Here is a 17912-nt window from a genome sequence, read left to right on the forward strand (position 1 = left end):
CGCCAAACGCGCCGCGCGCCTAACAAAGCGAGAGCTGTCTTGTCGGTTATCGATCACAACGCCATCGAGCTGTCGCCCCGGATTTCCGAGGCCGCTCCTGCCGACTACATCGCGCTGCTGAAACCGCGGGTGATGTCGCTGGTGATCTTCACCGCGCTGGTCGGCCTCGTGATCGCGCCGGGACACGTCCATCCGGTGATGGCGTTCACCTCGATCCTGTGCATCGCGGTCGGCGCCGGCGCCTCAGGCGCGCTCAACATGTGGTACGAGAGCGACATCGACGCGTTGATGTCGCGCACCGCCAACCGGCCGATCCCGCGCGGACGTATCACCCGGCCGGAAGCGCTGACGTTCGGCATGACGCTGGCATTTTTCTCGGTGATGACGCTCGGTGTCCTGGTCAACTGGTTCGCCGGCGGCCTGCTCGCCTTTACGATCTTCTTCTACGTCGTGATCTACACCATCGCGCTGAAGCGCTGGACCGCGCAGAACATCGTGATCGGAGGCGCCGCCGGCGCGCTGCCCCCTGTCGTGGCGTGGGCGGCGGCGACCGGTTCGCTGTCGGTCGAACCGCTGCTGCTGTTCCTGATCATCTTCTTCTGGACCCCGCCGCATTTCTGGGCGCTGGCGCTGTTCCGCAGCGACGACTATGCCCGCGCCGGGGTGCCGATGCTGCCCGTGGTTGCCGGTCCCGACGCCACCCGGCTGCAGATCCTGCTTTATACGGTGGTGCTGGTCGCGGTTGCGTTTGCGCCGTGGCCGCTGGGCTATTTCGACGCGGTCTATGGCGTGACCTCGCTGGTGCTCGGCGCCGGCATGCTGGCGCTCGCGATCAACGTGTACCGGCGCCGCCGGGGCAGTGCAGCCCTGCGCGCGACGCGAAAGCTGTTCGCGTTCTCGATCTTCTATCTGTTCGCGCTGTTCGCGACCTTGCTGCTCGAGGTCGTCGCCCATGCCGCCGCCCCCTCGATCTGGTAGGAGGCGCATGGCGAGGCGATGAACAACAAGCAAGTGCCGAATGGAATCATCCTCACCGAGGCGCAGAAGAAAAGCCGCCGCCAGCGTTCGATCGCGATCGCGCTGGCGCTCGGCGTCCTGGTCGTGCTGTTTTTCGCCGTCACCATCGTCAGGGGACCGGCCGTGCTAGTGCGGCCAATGTGATGATCGATATGGAGAACACGCTCGCGATACCGCAACCGCCGAGCCCAGGCCGCAAGCCGGCCGCTCGCCGCGGCCTTGGCCGTGATGCGACGGTGGCTGCGATCTGCGGCCTGGTGGTGGCGCTGATGGTTGGCGCGGCCTATGCGGCGGTACCGTTCTACAACTGGTTCTGCCGCGCCACCGGCTTCAACGGCACCACCCAGGTCGCGGTTTCGGCGCCGTCCTCGGCGCCGCTGGCGCGGAAGATCGCGGTCCGCTTCGATTCCAATGTCGCTCCCGGGCTGCCGTGGAAGTTCGAGCCGGAGCAGACCGAAATCGAGACCAGGATCGGCGAGGTCGTCACCGTGTACTACACCGTGACCAACCTGGCGGCACGGACCACGACCGGGCAGGCGGCCTATAATGTGGCGCCGCTGACGATCGGCAAGTATTTCGAGAAGATCAACTGCTTCTGCTTCACCGAACAGACCATGGCGCCGGGCGAAAAGCGCCAGATGCCGGTGGTGTTCTACGTTGATCCGTCGGTCGTCAAGGACAGCGACAATGACGGACTGAATACCATCACCCTGTCATATACTTTCTATCCCGTGCGCGATCCGGCGCCGCAGCCGCTGGCGGCGGGCGAGCCGGACAAACAAGGGAAGCCTCTGACCACCGACCTCGGTCGCAGGATTTGATTTTTGAGACGAGACGTGCCGAAACCCACCGGCACCGCTAACGGAGAGACCGCAATGGCTACGGCGCAAGTCAAGCACCACGACTACCACCTCGTCGATCCGAGCCCGTGGCCGATCGTCGGGTCCGTTTCGGCGTTCATCATGGCGGTCGGTGCCATTACCTGGATGCATCATCTGTACGCCTGGGCGCCGGTCGTTTTCGGCATCGGCGTCATCGGCGTGCTCTACACCATGGCGGGCTGGTGGACCGATGTGATCCGCGAGGCGCAGTACAAGGGCGATCACACCCGCGTGGTGCAGATCAGCCACCGCTACGGCATGATCCTCTTCATCGCTTCCGAAGTGATGTTCTTCGTCGCCTGGTTCTGGGCCTTCTTCAACTCGTCGCTGTTCCCCGGCGATCCCGTCCATGTCACCCGCGACGCGCTGTTCGGCGGCGTCTGGCCGCCCAAGGGCATCGAGACCTTCGATCCCTGGCATCTACCGCTGTTGAATACGCTGTTGCTGCTGACCTCGGGCACCACGGTGACCTGGGCGCATCACGCGCTGCTGGAGAACGATCGCAAGGGCCTGAAATATGGTTTGATCCTGACCATCGTGCTCGGCGCCACCTTCACCTGCGTGCAGGCCTTTGAATACAGCCACGCCGCGTTCTCTTTCGCCGGCAACATCTACGGCGCGACTTTCTTCATGGCGACCGGCTTCCACGGCTTCCATGTGCTGGTCGGCACCATCTTCCTGATCGTGTGCCTGATCCGCGCCTATGCCGGACATTTCACCCCGACCCAGCATCTCGGCTTCGAATTCGCCGCCTGGTACTGGCATTTCGTCGACGTGGTGTGGCTGTTCCTATTCATCTGCATCTATGTCTGGGGCCACGGCGCGGAAACCATGGCCCACGGCGCGCATTGATCCCGATCCACTGTGCTACAAGGGGGCGGCCGTGAGGGCCGCCCTTTTCGTTTTTCCCTCTCCTAGAAGAAGGGGAGAGGGGAAGGATGGAATATGCCGGACCAGACGCCACTCACACTGACCGAGAGCGCGTTGCGCGGGCTTGCCTGCAGATGCCCGCGCTGCGGCAGGGGCAAGCTTTATGCGGGCTTCCTCGACCTGCGGCCGACATGCGAAGCCTGCGGGCTCGACTATGCCTTCATCGATTCCGGTGATGGTCCTGCGATCTTCATCATCATGATCGCCGGGGCCATCGTGGTCGCCTGCGCGCTGATCGTCGAGGTGAAATACCAGCCGCCGTTCTGGCTGCACGCGGTGCTGTGGCTGCCGCTGATTCTCGTCACCACGCTTTTGCCGCTGCGTTCGATGAAGTCGCTGCTGATCGCGCTGCAGTACCATCACAAGGCGGCACCCGGCCGCCTGATCGACCGCGAGCCGAAATGACCGCGATGTCGAAACGACGGCGCGGCGTCGCCGGCTTTGGCGTTTTCACGCTGGCGATGCTGGCGCTGTTCATAGGCCTCGGCGTCTGGCAGTTGCAGCGCCGGGTCGAGAAGCACGCCTTGATCGCGGCCCTGACCGAGCGCCTTGCGGTCGCGCCCGGAGCGTTGCCGTCGCCCGCGCAATGGAGCGCGCTGACGCCGGCGCGCGACGAATTCCGCCGCGTCAGTTTTACCGCGACCTATCAGCACCTTCCAGACGCCATGGTCTACAGTTCGGGCTCCGCCGTGCGCGAGGATATTTCGGGCCCCGGCACCTGGGCGTTTTTGCCCGCGCGGCTGGCGAGTGGAGAGACCGTCGTGGTCAATGCGGGGTTCGTGCAGAACCTGATGCAGGAGCGCAGCCAGCAGGATCGTGCGGTGGCGCCGCTGATCACGGGCCAGCCGGTCATGCTGACCGGCTACCTCCGCTTTCCGGAAAAAGCCGGGGTGCTGACGCCGGCGGAAAATCTCGCCAGGCGGCTATGGTTCACCCGGGATCATCTCGCCATGGCGCATACGCTCGGCTGGGGTGAGGTCGCGCCGTTCTACATCGATCTGGAGCAGCCGGTTCCGGTGAGCGGAATCCCAAAACCGGGTCCGCTCGAGGTCCATCTCAAGGACGATCACATGCAATACGCCATCACCTGGTTCGCGCTGGCGGGAGCGGTGTTGATCGCGTTCGGGGCGTGGCTGCGGGCGCAGCGGCGGGCTTAGGCGTTCCGCGAGCAAAATTCCTGACCGAGGCGTGAGCCATGAACCTGCGGCGTCGGCGGACGTCCGCTTTGGAGCGGTGAGGGCCTTGCACCCGGCCCGTGAGTTGGGAGCGCGAATCGCCCGGTGTCGCGGGTTAATTGATCGTTAATGCATCGCTGCAAAGATCGCGGGGGCCACGGGTATTTGTGCATGTCAGAAATTCACCGCCGCTTTTTACGAGTTCGGCCGAGCTCACACAGCTCCAAGGTCGCCAAGATCGTTTGCGGTCCGCGCGACCCGATTATCGATTGCACCGTCATCGACTACGCCCCCGGGGGCGCATGTCTGGAAGTTTCCTTCGGGACCATCCTGCCGAACCGGTTCGAGTTGGTCTGGGCGGGCACAAAGAAAAAGTGCCGGGTGGTCTGGAGTAAAGGAAGGCGAACCGGTGTTGCGTTTTAGGGCACTTTCCAGTTCGGTGGCATCATCCTTCGAGACGTATCGCTTCGCGATGCTCCTCAGGATGGGGTCTGAGACCCGCATGGTGAGGAGCGCGGCAACGCCGCGCGTCTCGAACCATCAGGCCCGTTGGGTGCCTGATGGTGGTTCGGTACAACTGGAAAATGCGTTAGGGAATCGCCGACACGGATGAAGCGGTAGCCGGCATCAACATGGAAGCGGCGGCGCCGGCCAAGTCAGAATTCGAACGTGGGAATCTTGAAACGACAGCTGCAGAGAGAATAGTGCCGAATGCCAGACGCCGGGCGCTTGCATGGCTTGTGCCGGGTTCACCATTCAGGAAATGGGGTGCCACGTGGCCTATGGGGACCGCAAGAGCGAGCGCATCGAGTTCGAGCGCGGCATTGATGTATATATAATGGGCATCGATGGGACGTGGCGTCGCGATGGCAAGCTGAATGACGTCTCGCGAACCGGCGCGCGACTGACGGTGAATGGTTCAATCCAGGGGCTCGATCTCAAGGAGTTCTTTTTGCTTTTGTCCTCCACGGGGCTTGCCTATCGCCGTTGCCGGATGGTTCGACTCGCCGGCAATCAAATCGGCGTCGAGTTTTTGAAACCGACAACGGAAAAATCAAGGAAAGCAGCGATTGAGAAGTATCACCAAAAGCTTGAACACCGATGACCGCCAAATACGGGTGTGAAGCCGTCTGAATTGAACTCAGAAGAAATCCCATTTTCCGCCGATCGCGAATGTCGCGCATGGACGACAAGGCGCCGATCGGGCCGAACGACGTCGATGCATCAGAGGTGCGAACTGGGCGCGAGCTCGTTGAGTTGCTCTCGTCGTGAAGCACCAGCGGACGCCGCGCCGTCGGCGGCGAGCACAAACTGAAAGACGGCGCCCTCGGGTTTGTTCGGGGCAACCCACAAACGGCCGTCATGGGCCTCAATGATCGAACGGCAGATCGACAGACCCATTCCCATACCGCCTGATTTTGTAGTGAACAGGGGATTGAATATCCGCTCGAGCTCTTGCGGGCCGATTCCTGTTCCGGTGTCCGCCACCGATACAATGACGCTCCCGCCGTCGTCGACCTCGGACCTCACGCGAAGCACCCGCGCCCCATCCTTGGCCGCCATCGAATCGATCGCATTCGTGATCAGGTTCAGGAGCACCTGCTGCACCTGGACACGGTCCCCCTTCACCCGCGGCAGCTGATCATCCGGCTCGGCCTGGACCGATACGCGGTGCTTCCTTAGTTCGTCGCCCGCAAGTGCGAGGGCCTCCCTGATGAGTTCGTTGATGTCGAGCGAAGTTCTGTTCCGGGCGTCCTTCTTGAACATTGCCCGAATGCCGTCGATCACCGCTCCGGCACGATGGCCGGCATGGACGATCTGTTTGAACGCCGCCTTCGCTTCATCGAGATCGGGCGTCGTGCGATCAAGCCAGCGCAAGCCCGCATCGGCATTCGTTATCATTGCGGACAATGGCTGCTTGATCTCGTGAGCGATCGAAGCCGACACCGCGTCGCCGGTCATCAGCCGCGCCTCGCGCTCGCGACGCTGCGCAAGGACCGCGCGGAGCACCTGCGCGTAAAGGATCGTAATCTCGTACAGCAGGACAAACAGCAGGAGACTGCCCGACAGGAGCCCGAAGACCCGGCCGGCATACCAGCCGAAGCTGAAGCGGGCCGGGACCGGAAACGCGATCATACAGATCTCGATTACATAGGCGCTCATCACCACCATCAGCCATAGATCGAGCACGGAACGCCGCCCAATCCAGAGCACAATGACCGCAACGACGCTCAACAGGGCCAGACAGCTGGCGATATAAAGCCACAGCGTGGAAAAATGGACCCGATCGAGATTGATGCGGGGCAACAGGGCATCTCCTGCGGTGACAATAAATGTTGCCGCACAGACGACGGCTGCGGTCAGCGCAACGCTCGAAAGGATGCCCGCAGCCGCGGAACGCCGCCACAACCGCCTGGCCGGATCGGTATCCCTCAACAGGGCATAGGCGATGACGAACATGGCAAAACCGCCGTGCCACAGAGTATAGAGCCAGCTTGTGCTCTGTAGCCCGGCGCCAAGCAGGCCATCTGGCCTGAAGATGCCCGGAAAGGTCAGCGCCCATGGAATGACGATGAGTGCAGTGAAGAGATATCCACTTGCAATCGCGAGCAGGGCACGCGAACGCAGGATGGAGAACTGGGCAAACAGCAGAACAGCGGTGATCGAATCGTTCACTAACATCGCCGTGGCATAAGCCGGGATGAAAGCGTCGATCCGCCCCAACTGGATGGTCGAGAGCGTTCCGTCCGTGATCAGAAAGGCCACCAGCAGGGCGAGCACGACGGCAACGGCAAGCCGTTTCTGCGCCCGGCTGGGCGACAGGCTCGAGAGGATGAAATGCTGTTCGCCTGGAATAACGGCCGGCCTCATCATCGGAGCGCCTCGTCGCGGCGGCTGGAACGCGCGGCGCGAAGCTCATAAGGATTCGCCACTCTCGTCGCCTGCTGTCTCCGTTCGCCGCCATTTCCGCCCATCGGGTGGGCTGACAACGCGCAAGGAAGCGCTGCAGCCTCTGAAAAGACTGGACTGGCAAGGCTTCCTGTGGCGGCGCACGTGGTCGCCTCAGCGACCGGCCTTAGAACACTTTTTCGGTCCATCGTTCCGGCTCTCCCCGGTCCCGATTGAACACCCAGCGTGACCTCAGTGTATCTCGTTTGGTTCTGGAGATCGATGTCTGCTTGGGGGGCAATCGCGTTTCCGACCGGCCGCCGGCTACTTCCGATCTTCGCCCGCGGGCGGACATTTTCAGGGTTCGCCTAGGGTGGGGCGGTGATTGCGTTCGGAGGCGTGGCTGCGCGCGCAGCGGCGGCCTCAGGCATTCCGCGAGCAAAATTTCCGATCCCCGCGCAAGCCATGAACCGTATTGGCGGACTTCCGCGCCTGGAGCGCGTGATGCCTTGTGGCGAACGTCCCGGCGACCAATCGCTGCGGCATTGTTGGGATGCGGCAAATGCCAAGAGAAAGCCGCCACGGTGGCAAACTTCCGACACATGATAACGGCGAAAAGGACGATCCGACATGACGCATGCGCGTCGGCAGATCCCGATTTGGTTCTGCCTTCCTGCACATATTTAATTTAAAGGGGCCTTCGTGTCGCACAAACTCTTGCCGTCGGTCCTGCTCGCCTGCGCCTTGTTCGCCTTTCCCGCCTTTGGTCAGACCGGCGCTGCGCCCAAAGCCGCCGCCTCGGCCACGAACAAATCCAATGTCCTGACCCCCGATCAGGCGAAACGGGCGCTCGATACGCTTCAGGACGACACCAAGCGCGCGCAGATGATCGATACGCTGCGAGCTATCGCAAACGCCTCGCCGCAGGCGCAGGTCGCGCCGCCCGCGCCCCAAGCTGAGGCCGCGATTCCGCTCACGGCGGACAGCCTCGGCGCCCAGCTGCTGCTGACCGTGTCCGAGCAGGTCGGCGAGTTCTCGCACGACGTCGCCGATTTCGCGCGGACACTGACGCACTTTCCGGCCTTCTATTACTGGATCGTGCGGACGGCCAACGATCCGACCGCCTATGACCTGTTGCTCGATATCGCGTGGAAACTGGCGCTGGTGTTCGGCTCCGCCTTCGCGGCCGAATGGCTGATCTTCCGTGGCATCAAGCGGCCGGTAGCGTTCCTGGAGGCGCGCCTTCCGCAAACGGTGCCCGTCCCCGCGCAGACGCTGGCGATGGCCGATCCGCCCTCCTCCTCGGCGGATATCGCCGCGGAACCGGAACTGCGTCGGCGACGTCTCAATCTGGCGCGCGCCTGGCAATCGCTGGTCAGGCTGCCCTTCGTGTTGGGGCGTCTCGCGCTTGAACTGCTCCCGGTACTGGTCTTTGTCGGTATCGCCACGATGTTGCTGGGCACCGAAATCGGCGATCTCCGAACGGCCCGGCTTGTGATCCTCGCGGTCGTGAACGCCTACGCCCTGTCGCGCGTGCTGATCTGTGCAGTACGGGCGCTGGCCGGGCCTTTCGGCCTGCTCCGCGTTCGCGCCGAGACCGCGGCCTATATCGAGGTCTGGGCGCGGCGCATCCTCGCCGTCGGCGTGTCAGGCATCGCCTTTGCGAACGTGGCGCTGCTGCTGGGCCTGCATCGTGCAGGCTACGCGGCGTTGCTGCGGCTGGTGATGCTGGTCGTGCATCTCTTTATCGTCGTCATCATCCTGCAGTGCCGCCGGCAGATCGCCGAAGCCATTCGTGCGCCGGCGGGTCGCCAGGGCGCCGCGGCCAGGGTGCGCAACCGGATCGCCGGCCTGTGGCACTATCTTGCGATCGCGCTGGACCTCGCGCTGTGGGCGGTGTGGGCGCTGAATATCCGCAACGGCTACTCGCTGCTGCTGCAGTATTTTGTCGGCACCATCGCGGTCACGCTGATCACCCGTCTTGCCACCATGGTGGTGCTGGGCCTGATCGATCGCGGCTTCCGTATTAGTCCGGATATCTTGCGGCGCTTCCCCGGCCTCGAGACCCGCGCCAATCGCTATCTGCCGCTGATGCGCAAGATCGTCGCGGCTGTCATCGCCTTCATCGGCTTCGTTGCCCTGCTCGAGGTGTGGGGCGTGGACGCCATCGTCTGGTTCTACGGCGGCCAGATCGGCAGCCGCTTGTTGTCGGCGGTGGTGACGATCGGCATCGCCGCGCTTGTCGCAGCGGTGATCTGGGAGACGAGCAACGCGCTCCTGGACCGTCAGGTCAGTGCGCTGTCGCGCGACGGTCACTTCGCGCGCGCCGCGAGATTGCGCACCTTTCAGCCGATGTTGCGGACGGCGCTGTTGTGCCTGATTGTCACAGTGGTCGGCTTGACGGCGCTGAGCGAAATCGGCGTCAACGTCGCGCCGTTGCTGGCCGGCGCCGGGATCGTCGGCATCGCCATCGGCTTCGGTTCGCAAAAGCTGGTGCAGGACGTCATCACCGGGTTGTTTCTGCTGCTGGAAAATACCGTCCAGGTCGGCGACAACGTCAGTGTGTCCGGCCTGTCGGGTGCGGTCGAGAATGTTTCGATCCGCACCATTCGGCTGCGGGCCGCCGACGGTTCGGTGCACATCGTTCCCTTCAGCGCCGTGACCACGATCACCAATTCAAGCCGCGGCGCCGGCAATGCGGCCGTCAGCGTCAACGTTTCCTACAGGGAAGACACCGACCGCGCCGGCCAGATCCTCAAGGACATCGTCGCTGAGATGCGTCGCGAGCCCGAATACCGGCATGCGATCCGCGGCGATCTCGAACTGTGGGGCGTCGACAAGGTGGACGGCTCGATGGCCTCGATCGTCGGCCAGATTCGCTGCACCGACAGCGGTCGCTGGCCGGTGCAGCGCGAATTCAACCGGCGCATGAAGCGGCGATTCCAGGAGTGCCGAATCGAAATCGCGTCCGCAGGTCAAACCATTTTGCTGCAGATTCCCGGGCCGGCGGAGGTCGCCCCGGATTCGGTGCCTCGACGGGCGGCGGGCTAGCTAGAGCAAGATGGTTTTAATTTGAATCGGTATGCCCCTCACCTCTCCCCAGCGGGGAGAGGTCGATTTGCGCAGCAAATCGGGTGAGGGGGCGTTGCGCCAACGACGGACCGTAACCCCTCACCCGGCGCTACGCGCCGACCTCTCCCTATGGGAGAGGTGAAATTTCCTGTACCCGTCCATACGCTGGACATTCCGCTGCGTCGCAGCTCAATCTAACCTCATTCTCATGACGCTTTAGTCGCACACCGTCACGCGATCATCTCGCCGGCGCTGAAACCTTGGCCTCCGCGGCGACGGTGCGATTTTTTGGTCCGGACAGGTCAGCTGGTGCTCAACTGATTTGCCCGTCAGGCGGTTTGCGGAAGCGGCTGTCCAGCCCCTTTTGAAAAAATATTCTGATTTTCAGAAGACCCAAATCAGTTGTATGTCTCTTGCCGTCCCGTCCCACTCAGAGGGGCGGCTCGCGACGTCACGGACGCGGGGCGGGATGCGGTGGACGCGGCGGCGCGCTTGACGGGCGTTGCTTGCAGCGGACGGCGAAGACGTGTGGTCCTGACACCCCGACGCTGGTGTCAAGTTTGCGGGTAACCGCTAACGACGGTGGCAAGAAAGCCGATCACCGGGGAGAGCACGGTATAAGCCGTAAACCATTGCGTGCGGGAATGTCGGGTGTTTTCCGGTGGCTCGCTGTGAATACTCGTGTGCATACTTGCTACCAATATGCGCACACGAGGCTGCGGGTGCATCGGGCGCCCGGCATTCCCCACGCCCTCTGTTTTCAGGGCGGAAGTTTTTGGCAAACCTCGGGCGTATCGCGCCGCGAGATCGCGAAGGTGTGTCATTCCGTCATTGCGAGCGAAGCGAAGCAATCCATGGAGCAGAAAGAAAGCTGGATTGCTTCGCTTCGCTCGCAATGACGGCTAAGATATTTCGGCGTGGCTGTTTGAAAATTGAATCGGTAGTTGCACGCGGACATGATCTGCGTGGATTGAGTGCAGGTTGGTTCGGCATCGGCGCTGCGCTCCCTCGCCCCGTTCTTCACGGGGTCGAGACGAGCGAAGCTCGCTCTTGGAGGGTTGGGGCTTGCCCCGGCGAAGCCACTTGGCGAAGCCGGGTGAGGGGCTCGCTCAACGAGTGCGACTCGCGGAGGGTCCCCCTCACCCGGCGCTTCGCGCCGACCTCTCCCCGCGAGCGGGGCGAGGTGGAGTGTGTCTCTGTTTTCGAGGGTGGCTATTTCCTGCAAAAGCCCGGGCGAAACCGCGCCGCGGGATCGCGGAGCCGCGCCTGAAATGGCGCATCCGGGAACGGTTGAGTCCGCGCTGGAAGCCCCGGATATCTGCGCCATTGTGGCATTTCCCATTGTCCCGAAAACGCTTTATGGTGCGGCCCGGCTTTACCACCGGCAAAGCTGGATCATCGATCAATATCAAAGGCTTGGCGGAAGCTCGCGCCTTTGGAGGGCGGTTTGACGCGGTATATTTCGACGCGGGGGGAGGCCCCCGCCTTAGGTTTTTGCGACGTCATGCTTGCCGGGCTTGCCCGCGACGGCGGCCTCTACGTGCCCGAGATATGGCCGCAGCTTTCGGCCGAAACCATCGCCGGGTTTTTTGGCCGGCCGTACTGGGAAGTCGCGGTCGACGTCATCCGCCCGTTCGTCGGTGGCGAAATCGCCGACGCCGATCTCGGCCGCATGGCAAATGAGGCCTATGCCACGTTCCGCCATCCCGCCGTGGTTCCGCTCGACCAGATCGGCCCCAATCAATTCCTGCTGGAGCTGTTTCACGGCCCGACGCTGGCGTTCAAGGACGTGGCGATGCAGCTGATCTCGCGGCTGATGGATCACGTGCTGGCGAAGCGCGCCCAGCGCACCACCATCGTGGTCGCGACCTCGGGCGATACCGGGGGTGCCGCGGTCGATGCGTTCGCGGGTCTCGACAATGTCGATCTGATCGTGCTGTTCCCGCACGGTCGCATCTCCGACGTGCAGCGGCGGATGATGACGACGTCGGGCGCGGCCAACGTGCACGCACTCGCCATCGAAGGCCATTTCGACGATTGCCAGGCGATCGTGAAGGGGCTGTTCAATCATCACGGCTTTCGCGATGCGGTCTCCCTGTCGGGCGTGAATTCCATCAACTGGGCGCGGATCGTGGCCCAGGTGGTTTATTATTTTACGTCGGCCGTCGCGCTCGGTGCGCCGGCACGAACCGTGGATTTCACCGTGCCGACCGGGAATTTCGGCGACATCTTCGCGGGCTACGTCGCCAAGCGGATGGGCCTGCCCGTGCGGTGGTTGCGGATTGCGGCCAACATCAACGATATCCTGCCGCGGACACTCAAGACCGGCATCTATGAAGTGCGCGAGGTTCACGCCTCGGCCTCGCCCTCGATGGATATTCAGGTCTCCTCGAATTTCGAGCGGCTGTTGTTCGAGGCCGGTGGTCGCGATGGGGGTACCGTTCGCAGGCTGATGGCACAGCTCAAGCAGTCCGGGCGCTTCGTGCTGCCCGACGCGACGCTGGCGGCGATCCGCGAGGAGTTCGATGCCGGGCGTGCCGACGAGACCGAGACCAGTGCCGCGATCCGCGCCGCCTGGCGCGAGGCCGGCGATCTCGTCGATCCGCATACCGCGGTGGCGCTGGCGGTGGCCGATCGCGACACCTCGGATTCGAAAATTCCCAACATCGTGCTGTCGACCGCGCATGCCGCGAAATTTCCCGACGCGGTGGAAGCCGCCTGCGGCGTGCGGCCGGAATTGCCGGCCTGGCTCGAGGGTCTGATGACCAGGCCAGAACACATCAAGGTCATGAAGAACGACCAGGTTGAAGTCGAACGGTTCGTGCGCTCCGTCAGCCGCGCCGCGAAACAAGGAGTTGCCGGATGAGCGTCGATGTCACCAAGCTTCCCTCCGGCCTTACCGTGATCACCGATAGCATGCCGCATCTGGAAACCGCGGCGCTCGGGGTCTGGGCCGGCGTCGGTGGCCGCGACGAAAAGCCGAACGAGCACGGCATCTCGCATCTGCTCGAGCACATGGCGTTCAAGGGCACCGCGCGGCGTTCGTCGCGCGAAATCGTCGAGGAAATCGAGGCGGTCGGCGGCGATCTCAACGCCGGCACCTCGACCGAGACCACGGCCTATTATGCGCGGGTGCTGAAGGCCGACGTGCCGCTGGCGCTCGACGTGCTCTCCGACATTCTCGCCAATCCCACCTTCGTGCCCGACGAACTGGAGCGCGAGAAAAGCGTGATCGTGCAGGAGATCGGCGCCGCGCAGGATACGCCCGATGACGTGGTGTTCGAGCATCTCAACGAGCTGTGCTATCCGGATCAGCCGATGGGGCGCTCCTTGCTGGGCACGGCAAAGACCCTGAAGGGTTTTAGCCGCGATACCTTGCGCGGCTACCTGTCGACGCATTATCGCGGGCCGGACATGGTGGTGGCGGCGGCCGGCGCGGTCGATCACAAGCGGGTGGTCGAGGACGTGACGCAGCGCTTTGCAAGCTTCGACGGCGCGCCCGCGCCAAAGCCGCAAGCTGCTGTCTTCGGCAAGGGCGGCTCCCGCGTGGTGCACCGCGAGCTCGAGCAGGCGCATCTGACGCTGGCGCTGGAGGGCGTGCCGCAAACCGACCCGTCGCTGTTCTCCCTGCAGGTCTTCACCAATACGCTGGGCGGCGGAATGTCGTCGCGGCTGTTCCAGGAAGTGCGCGAAAAGCGCGGGCTGTGCTATTCGATCTACACCTTCCATGCGCCCTATACCGACACCGGCTTTTTCGGCCTCTATACCGGTACCGACCCCGGCGATGCGCCCGAAATGATGGAGGTGATCGTCGACGTCATCAATGATGCCGTGGAGACCCTGACCGAAGCCGAGGTCGCGCGCGCCAAGGCCCAGATGAAGGCGGGGCTGCTGATGGCGCTGGAAAGCTGCAGTTCGCGCGCCGAACAGCTGGCGCGCCACATGCTCGCCTATGGGCGTCCTTTGACGGTCGAAGAGCTGATCGCGCGGATCGATGCCGTCAGCGTGGAATCGACGCGGGACGCCGCGCGGGGGCTATTGTCGCGCAGCCGGCCCGCGGTGGTCGCCCTTGGCAGCGGAAGGGGTCTGGACACGGCGGTGGCTTTTGCGGAAGGATTGACCCAATCGAAGGCCAAGGCTCGTTTACATTAAGGGGCTCGTTTACACTCAAAGGCGCGCCTACATTGAAGGGTCGCGGCGCACTGAGTAGGATTCGGGCACGGAGAGTATCAGACATGGCGCTGTTTCGCCTTCCATCCAGCGGACCGGCCGCGCTCGCCCCGCGCGGTCACGGCCTGCTGCTGCGCGCGCCGCAAATGTCCGATTTTCTGCAATGGGCGCATTTGCGCGAGTACAGCCGGGAATACCTGACGCCGTGGGAGCCGATCTGGCCATCGGACGATCTGACCCGCTCCGGTTTCCGGCGGCGTCTGCGCCGCTATGCCGAGGATATCGCCGCCGACAGATCCTATCCCTTCGTCGTATTTCGCGAATCGGATGGCGCCATGATCGGCGGCGTTACGCTGGCGAATGTGCGCCGCGGCATCGTGCAGGCCGGCACCATCGGGTACTGGGTCGGGCAACCCCACGCCCACCGCGGCTACATGACGGCGGCGTTGCGCGTGCTGCTGCCGTCGCTGTTCGGCGAACTCAATCTGCATCGCGTCGAGGCCGCCTGCATTCCCTCCAACACGCCGTCGATCCGGGTGCTGGAGAAATGCGGCTTCAGCCGCGAGGGCCTGGCGCGGCGCTATCTCTGCATCAATGGGGTTTGGCAGGACCACCTGTTGTTCGGCCTGCTGCATGAGGATTTTCGCGGCTAACCTTGGTTTCGAATGATGACACCCGCCTTGGGTTCGCCGCCATTACGCTGTTATAACGCGCGGGGCTCGCGGGCTTGCCTTCGGGAACGCGGCAGATCCGTGAGATTTTTGGGGACATCTCGATGACATGTAACAGGCTGATGCCGGCGATGGGCGTCCCCTTCGCGCGCCATCTGCGCGTCGCGCTTGCGCTTGGAGTGGCCGGCGCTGTGCTGTCGGGGTGCGGCGGCGGCAGCATGTTCGGCAGCTCGTCCGATTCCAGTCCGTCGATCGGCAGCCGGTTCAGCCAGATATTCGGCTCCAAATCGCAGGCCGTGGGCGAGGCGGCGCCGCCGCCGGTCGACAACGAATTGAGCTGCCCGCCCGTGAGTATCCGCGCCGGCGCAGCTACCTATGCGGTGGCGGCGGCCGGCAAGCAGCCGATCGGCAACGATCTGCGCTTTCAGGCGACGATCACGCGCACCGCGCGCGACTGCACGAAAACCGGCGACCAGATCACGGCGCGGATCGGCATTCAGGGCCGCGTCATTGCGGGGCCGGCCGGAAATCCGCCGACGGTCGAGATCCCGCTTCGTGTCGCCGTGGTGCAGGGCGGCGTGCAGGAGAAGACCATCGCGACCAAGGTCTACCGGACCACGGTGTCGATGGCCGATGGCGACAGCGTGCCGTTCAGCCTGGTGGCGGAAGACATGGTGTATCCGGTTCCGCAAGGGGCCGATGGCGATTCCTACATCTTCTATATCGGCTTCGATCCGCAGGCGCTGACGCCGGAGCCGAAACCGAAAGCGGCGAGGAAGAAGAAATAGTTGCGGCGCGCGTTTCGTCCAGGCGCGGCTGTCATCATCCGCGAAAGCGGATGATCCAGTAATCACAGGCGTCAGTGATTGATTCGGGAGGCCGCGGCGTACTGGATGCCCCGCTTTCGCGGGGCATGACGGCGGGTTTCAGTTCAGCTTTTGGCGAACTTCCGCAATGCCCTTGGCCAGCAGATCGTCGGCGATCGGACCCTTGACGGATTGCGACAGGATGGTCGACGCCGCCGTTACCGCGGCGTTGGCCGCAGCGGCGCGGACATCGGCCACCGCCTGGGCTTCGGCCAGTGCGATCTTGTCCCCGGCGGTCTTGGTCCGCCGGGCCACGAAGTCTTCGATCTTGGTCTTGGCTTCAGCGGCAATACGTTCGGCTTCGGCCTTGGCGGAGGCAATGATGTCCTGCGCTTCGGCTTCCGCGCTGGCGTGGCGCGCCTTGTATTCGGCGAGCAATTTGGTCGCCTCGTCCTTGAGGCGGCGCGCATCGTCGAGTTCGGCCTTGATGCGGGCGCTGCGATGATCGAGCGCCGTGAGCACGGTGCGGTGGAGGCCGACATAGGCGAAAACGCCCAGCAAAATCACGAAGGCGACGGCGACCCAGAATTCCGGTTCGGCGAACATCGAGATTATCCCTTCAAGGACGCGTCAACCGCGCTTTCGACGGACTTGCCGTCGGGCAGCATGCCGGTGAGCTGCTGTACGATCGCGGCGGCCGCATCGGCGGCAATGCCGCGGACATTGCTCATCGCCGCCTCGCGGGTCGATGCGATGGTTTTTTCAGCTTCGGCGAGCTTGTGCGACAGCCGTTCTTCCAGCGTCTTGCGTTCGGCCTCGGACGCCGCGTTGAGCTTTTCGCGGGTCTCGGCGCCGATCGCCTGGGCGCGGGAACGTGCGGCGGCGAGTTCGCTTTCATAGGCTTTCAGCGCCGCATCGGAGGCGTCCTTCAGCTTCTGGGCCTCGGCCAGGTCGCCCTCGATCACGTTCTGACGCTCGTCGAGCAGGCCGCCGACGCGCGGCAGCGCAATTCGCGAGACGATCAGATAAAGCGCGGCGAACGCAATCGCCAGCGACACGAATTGCGAAGCAAAAGTGTCCTTCTCGAATGGCGGGAAGGGGGCCTTGTGGCCGCCTTCTGCGCCGGTGTGGGCTGTCGCGCCCTTGGCGTCGCCATGACTTTCAGCCACGGGCTTCTCCTGTTCGGCTATTTGAGATTCCAATCGGGAATCTCATTGGCCAGATCGGTAAGGGATCAGAGCGCGAACAACAGCAGCAGCGCGATCAGCAGCGAGAAGATGCCGAGCGCTTCGGTCACGGCGAAGCCGAAGATCAGGTTGCCGAACTGGCCCTGGGCTGCCGAAGGATTGCGCACCGCGGCGGCGAGATAGTTGCCGAAGATGATGCCCACGCCCGCGCCGGCGCCACCCATGCCAATGCAGGCAATACCAGCGCCAATGTACTTCGCGGCAATCGGATCCATGAAACAAACTCCTTCTTGAGGTTGGCTAGAGAGGCCCTGGATTAGTGGCCCGGATGGATGGCATCGTTGAGATAGATGCAGGTGAGGATGGTAAAGACGTAGGCTTGGAGGAACGCGACCAGAAGCTCCAACGCGGTCAGCGCGATCACCATGCCGAGCGGCAACACGGCGCCGAAGTAACCGGCAATGCCAAGGCCTGCCAGCAACGGAATGAAGCTTGCGAACACCGCCAGCGCGATATGACCCGCGAGCATGTTCGCGAACAGGCGCACGGAATGCGAGATCGGCCGCAGGAAGAACGAGAACACCTCGATGAACACGACCAGCGGCAAGATGAAGATCGGGATGCCCGACGGAACGAACAATTTGAAGAACTTCAGGCCATTCTTGTAGAAACCGTAGATCAGCACCGTCAGAAACACGAGCATGGCAAGCATCACCGTGACGATGAGGTGGCTGGCGATCGTGAAGTTATAGGGAATGACCCCGATGATGTTCGATACGGCGATGAACATGAACAACGAGAACACCAGCGGAAAGAACTTCATTCCTTCCTTGCCGGCGGTCGAGCGGATGGTATTGGCGACGAATTCGTAGCAGATTTCCGCGACCGACTGGAAGCGGCCGGGGACCAGCTGGCGTCCCGCGACACCGCCGATCATCAGCAGCGAAATCAGCGCCACCGAGCCGAACATGTAGGCCGACGAGTTGGTGAAGGCGATCTCCTGATGGCCGATGTGGCCGATCGTGAAGAGCTTGTCGATAGTGAACTGTTCGATCGGATCGATCATCCGCGCGGCATCTCATGTTCCGCCGGCCACGCCGACGCTCTGCAATCA

At 63.3% G+C, this 17912-nt stretch carries 17 protein-coding genes; 12 read left to right on the plus strand and 5 right to left on the minus strand.

Annotated elements, in window-relative coordinates; translation table 11 throughout:
• Nucleotides 1–39 precede the first annotated feature (39 nt).
• From B5527_RS02090 to B5527_RS02125, 7 genes are all read left to right on the plus strand, one after another.
• Nucleotides 40–978: a heme o synthase gene (locus B5527_RS02090; RefSeq protein ID WP_079599827.1), complete on the plus strand. Its 939-nt coding sequence runs from the start codon at nt 40–42 to the stop codon at nt 976–978.
• 18 nt (nt 979–996) lie between these two features.
• Nucleotides 997–1161 (plus strand): CoxF protein, encoded by a 165-nt coding sequence (locus B5527_RS02095; RefSeq protein WP_079599828.1) that lies wholly within the window; start codon nt 997–999, stop codon nt 1159–1161.
• An 8-nt stretch (nt 1162–1169) separates the two neighbouring features.
• Nucleotides 1170–1838: a cytochrome c oxidase assembly protein gene (locus B5527_RS02100; RefSeq protein ID WP_154072820.1), complete on the plus strand. Its 669-nt coding sequence runs from the start codon at nt 1170–1172 to the stop codon at nt 1836–1838.
• A gap of 54 nt (nt 1839–1892) precedes the next feature.
• Nucleotides 1893–2750 carry a cytochrome c oxidase subunit 3 gene (locus B5527_RS02105; RefSeq protein ID WP_079599829.1) on the plus strand — a complete coding sequence of 286 codons (858 nt, stop codon included), beginning with the start codon at nt 1893–1895 and terminating at the stop codon, nt 2748–2750.
• A 93-nt stretch (nt 2751–2843) separates the two neighbouring features.
• A complete protein-coding gene (locus tag B5527_RS02110; RefSeq protein ID WP_079599830.1) occupies nt 2844–3233 on the plus strand; it encodes a DUF983 domain-containing protein in 390 nt (129 codons plus the stop codon).
• On the plus strand, nt 3230–3985 hold the full coding sequence (locus tag B5527_RS02115; RefSeq protein ID WP_079599831.1) for an SURF1 family protein: 756 nt from the start codon (nt 3230–3232) through the stop codon (nt 3983–3985). Before B5527_RS02110 ends, B5527_RS02115 begins: the two co-directional genes overlap by 4 nt.
• Before the next feature lie 793 nt (nt 3986–4778).
• Nucleotides 4779–5108: a PilZ domain-containing protein gene (locus B5527_RS02125; protein WP_276329308.1), complete on the plus strand. Its 330-nt coding sequence runs from the start codon at nt 4779–4781 to the stop codon at nt 5106–5108.
• Nucleotides 5109–5227: 119 nt separating this feature from the next.
• On the opposite strand, the gene B5527_RS02130 is transcribed toward B5527_RS02125, so the two are convergent.
• A complete protein-coding gene (locus B5527_RS02130) occupies nt 5228–6877 on the minus strand; it encodes a sensor histidine kinase (RefSeq protein WP_245332465.1) in 1650 nt (549 codons plus the stop codon).
• A 717-nt stretch (nt 6878–7594) separates the two neighbouring features.
• Here B5527_RS02130 and B5527_RS02135 point away from each other — a divergent pair.
• The 5 genes from B5527_RS02135 (at nt 7595) to B5527_RS02165 (ending at nt 15593) form a co-directional block, all read left to right on the plus strand.
• The gene (locus tag B5527_RS02135) at nt 7595–9943 is read left to right on the plus strand and encodes a mechanosensitive ion channel domain-containing protein (protein WP_079599833.1); all 2349 of its coding nucleotides are present in this window, start codon (nt 7595–7597) and stop codon (nt 9941–9943) included.
• Between the two features lie 1468 nt (nt 9944–11411).
• A complete protein-coding gene (thrC, locus tag B5527_RS02150) occupies nt 11412–12830 on the plus strand; it encodes a threonine synthase (protein ID WP_079606989.1) in 1419 nt (472 codons plus the stop codon).
• Nucleotides 12827–14116 carry a M16 family metallopeptidase gene (locus tag B5527_RS02155; protein WP_079599836.1) on the plus strand — a complete coding sequence of 430 codons (1290 nt, stop codon included), beginning with the start codon at nt 12827–12829 and terminating at the stop codon, nt 14114–14116. The genes thrC and B5527_RS02155 overlap by 4 nt, the downstream gene beginning before the upstream one ends.
• 83 nt (nt 14117–14199) lie before the next feature.
• Nucleotides 14200–14787, plus strand: a complete 588-nt coding sequence (locus tag B5527_RS02160; protein ID WP_079599837.1) for a GNAT family N-acetyltransferase — start codon at nt 14200–14202, stop codon at nt 14785–14787.
• 122 nt (nt 14788–14909) lie between these two features.
• Complete coding sequence (locus B5527_RS02165) at nt 14910–15593, plus strand: hypothetical protein (protein ID WP_425305055.1); 684 nt, start codon at nt 14910–14912, stop codon at nt 15591–15593.
• Nucleotides 15594–15731: 138 nt separating this feature from the next.
• Here B5527_RS02165 and B5527_RS02170 read toward each other — a convergent pair whose 3' ends face one another.
• From B5527_RS02170 to B5527_RS02185, 4 genes are all read right to left on the minus strand, one after another.
• A complete protein-coding gene (locus B5527_RS02170) occupies nt 15732–16217 on the minus strand; it encodes an ATP F0F1 synthase subunit B (protein WP_079599838.1) in 486 nt (161 codons plus the stop codon).
• Between the two features lie 5 nt (nt 16218–16222).
• On the minus strand, nt 16223–16780 hold the full coding sequence (locus tag B5527_RS02175) for a F0F1 ATP synthase subunit B' (protein WP_079599839.1): 558 nt from the start codon (nt 16778–16780) through the stop codon (nt 16223–16225).
• Between the two features lie 65 nt (nt 16781–16845).
• Nucleotides 16846–17073 (minus strand): F0F1 ATP synthase subunit C, encoded by a 228-nt coding sequence (locus B5527_RS02180; protein ID WP_009796340.1) that lies wholly within the window; start codon nt 17071–17073, stop codon nt 16846–16848.
• 41 nt (nt 17074–17114) lie between these two features.
• Nucleotides 17115–17864, minus strand: a complete 750-nt coding sequence (locus B5527_RS02185; protein ID WP_079599840.1) for a F0F1 ATP synthase subunit A — start codon at nt 17862–17864, stop codon at nt 17115–17117.
• Nucleotides 17865–17912: the final 48 nt, after the last annotated feature.

The organism is Bradyrhizobium erythrophlei, assembly GCF_900129425.1.
Classification (GTDB): Bacteria; Pseudomonadota; Alphaproteobacteria; order Rhizobiales; family Xanthobacteraceae; genus Bradyrhizobium; species Bradyrhizobium erythrophlei_C.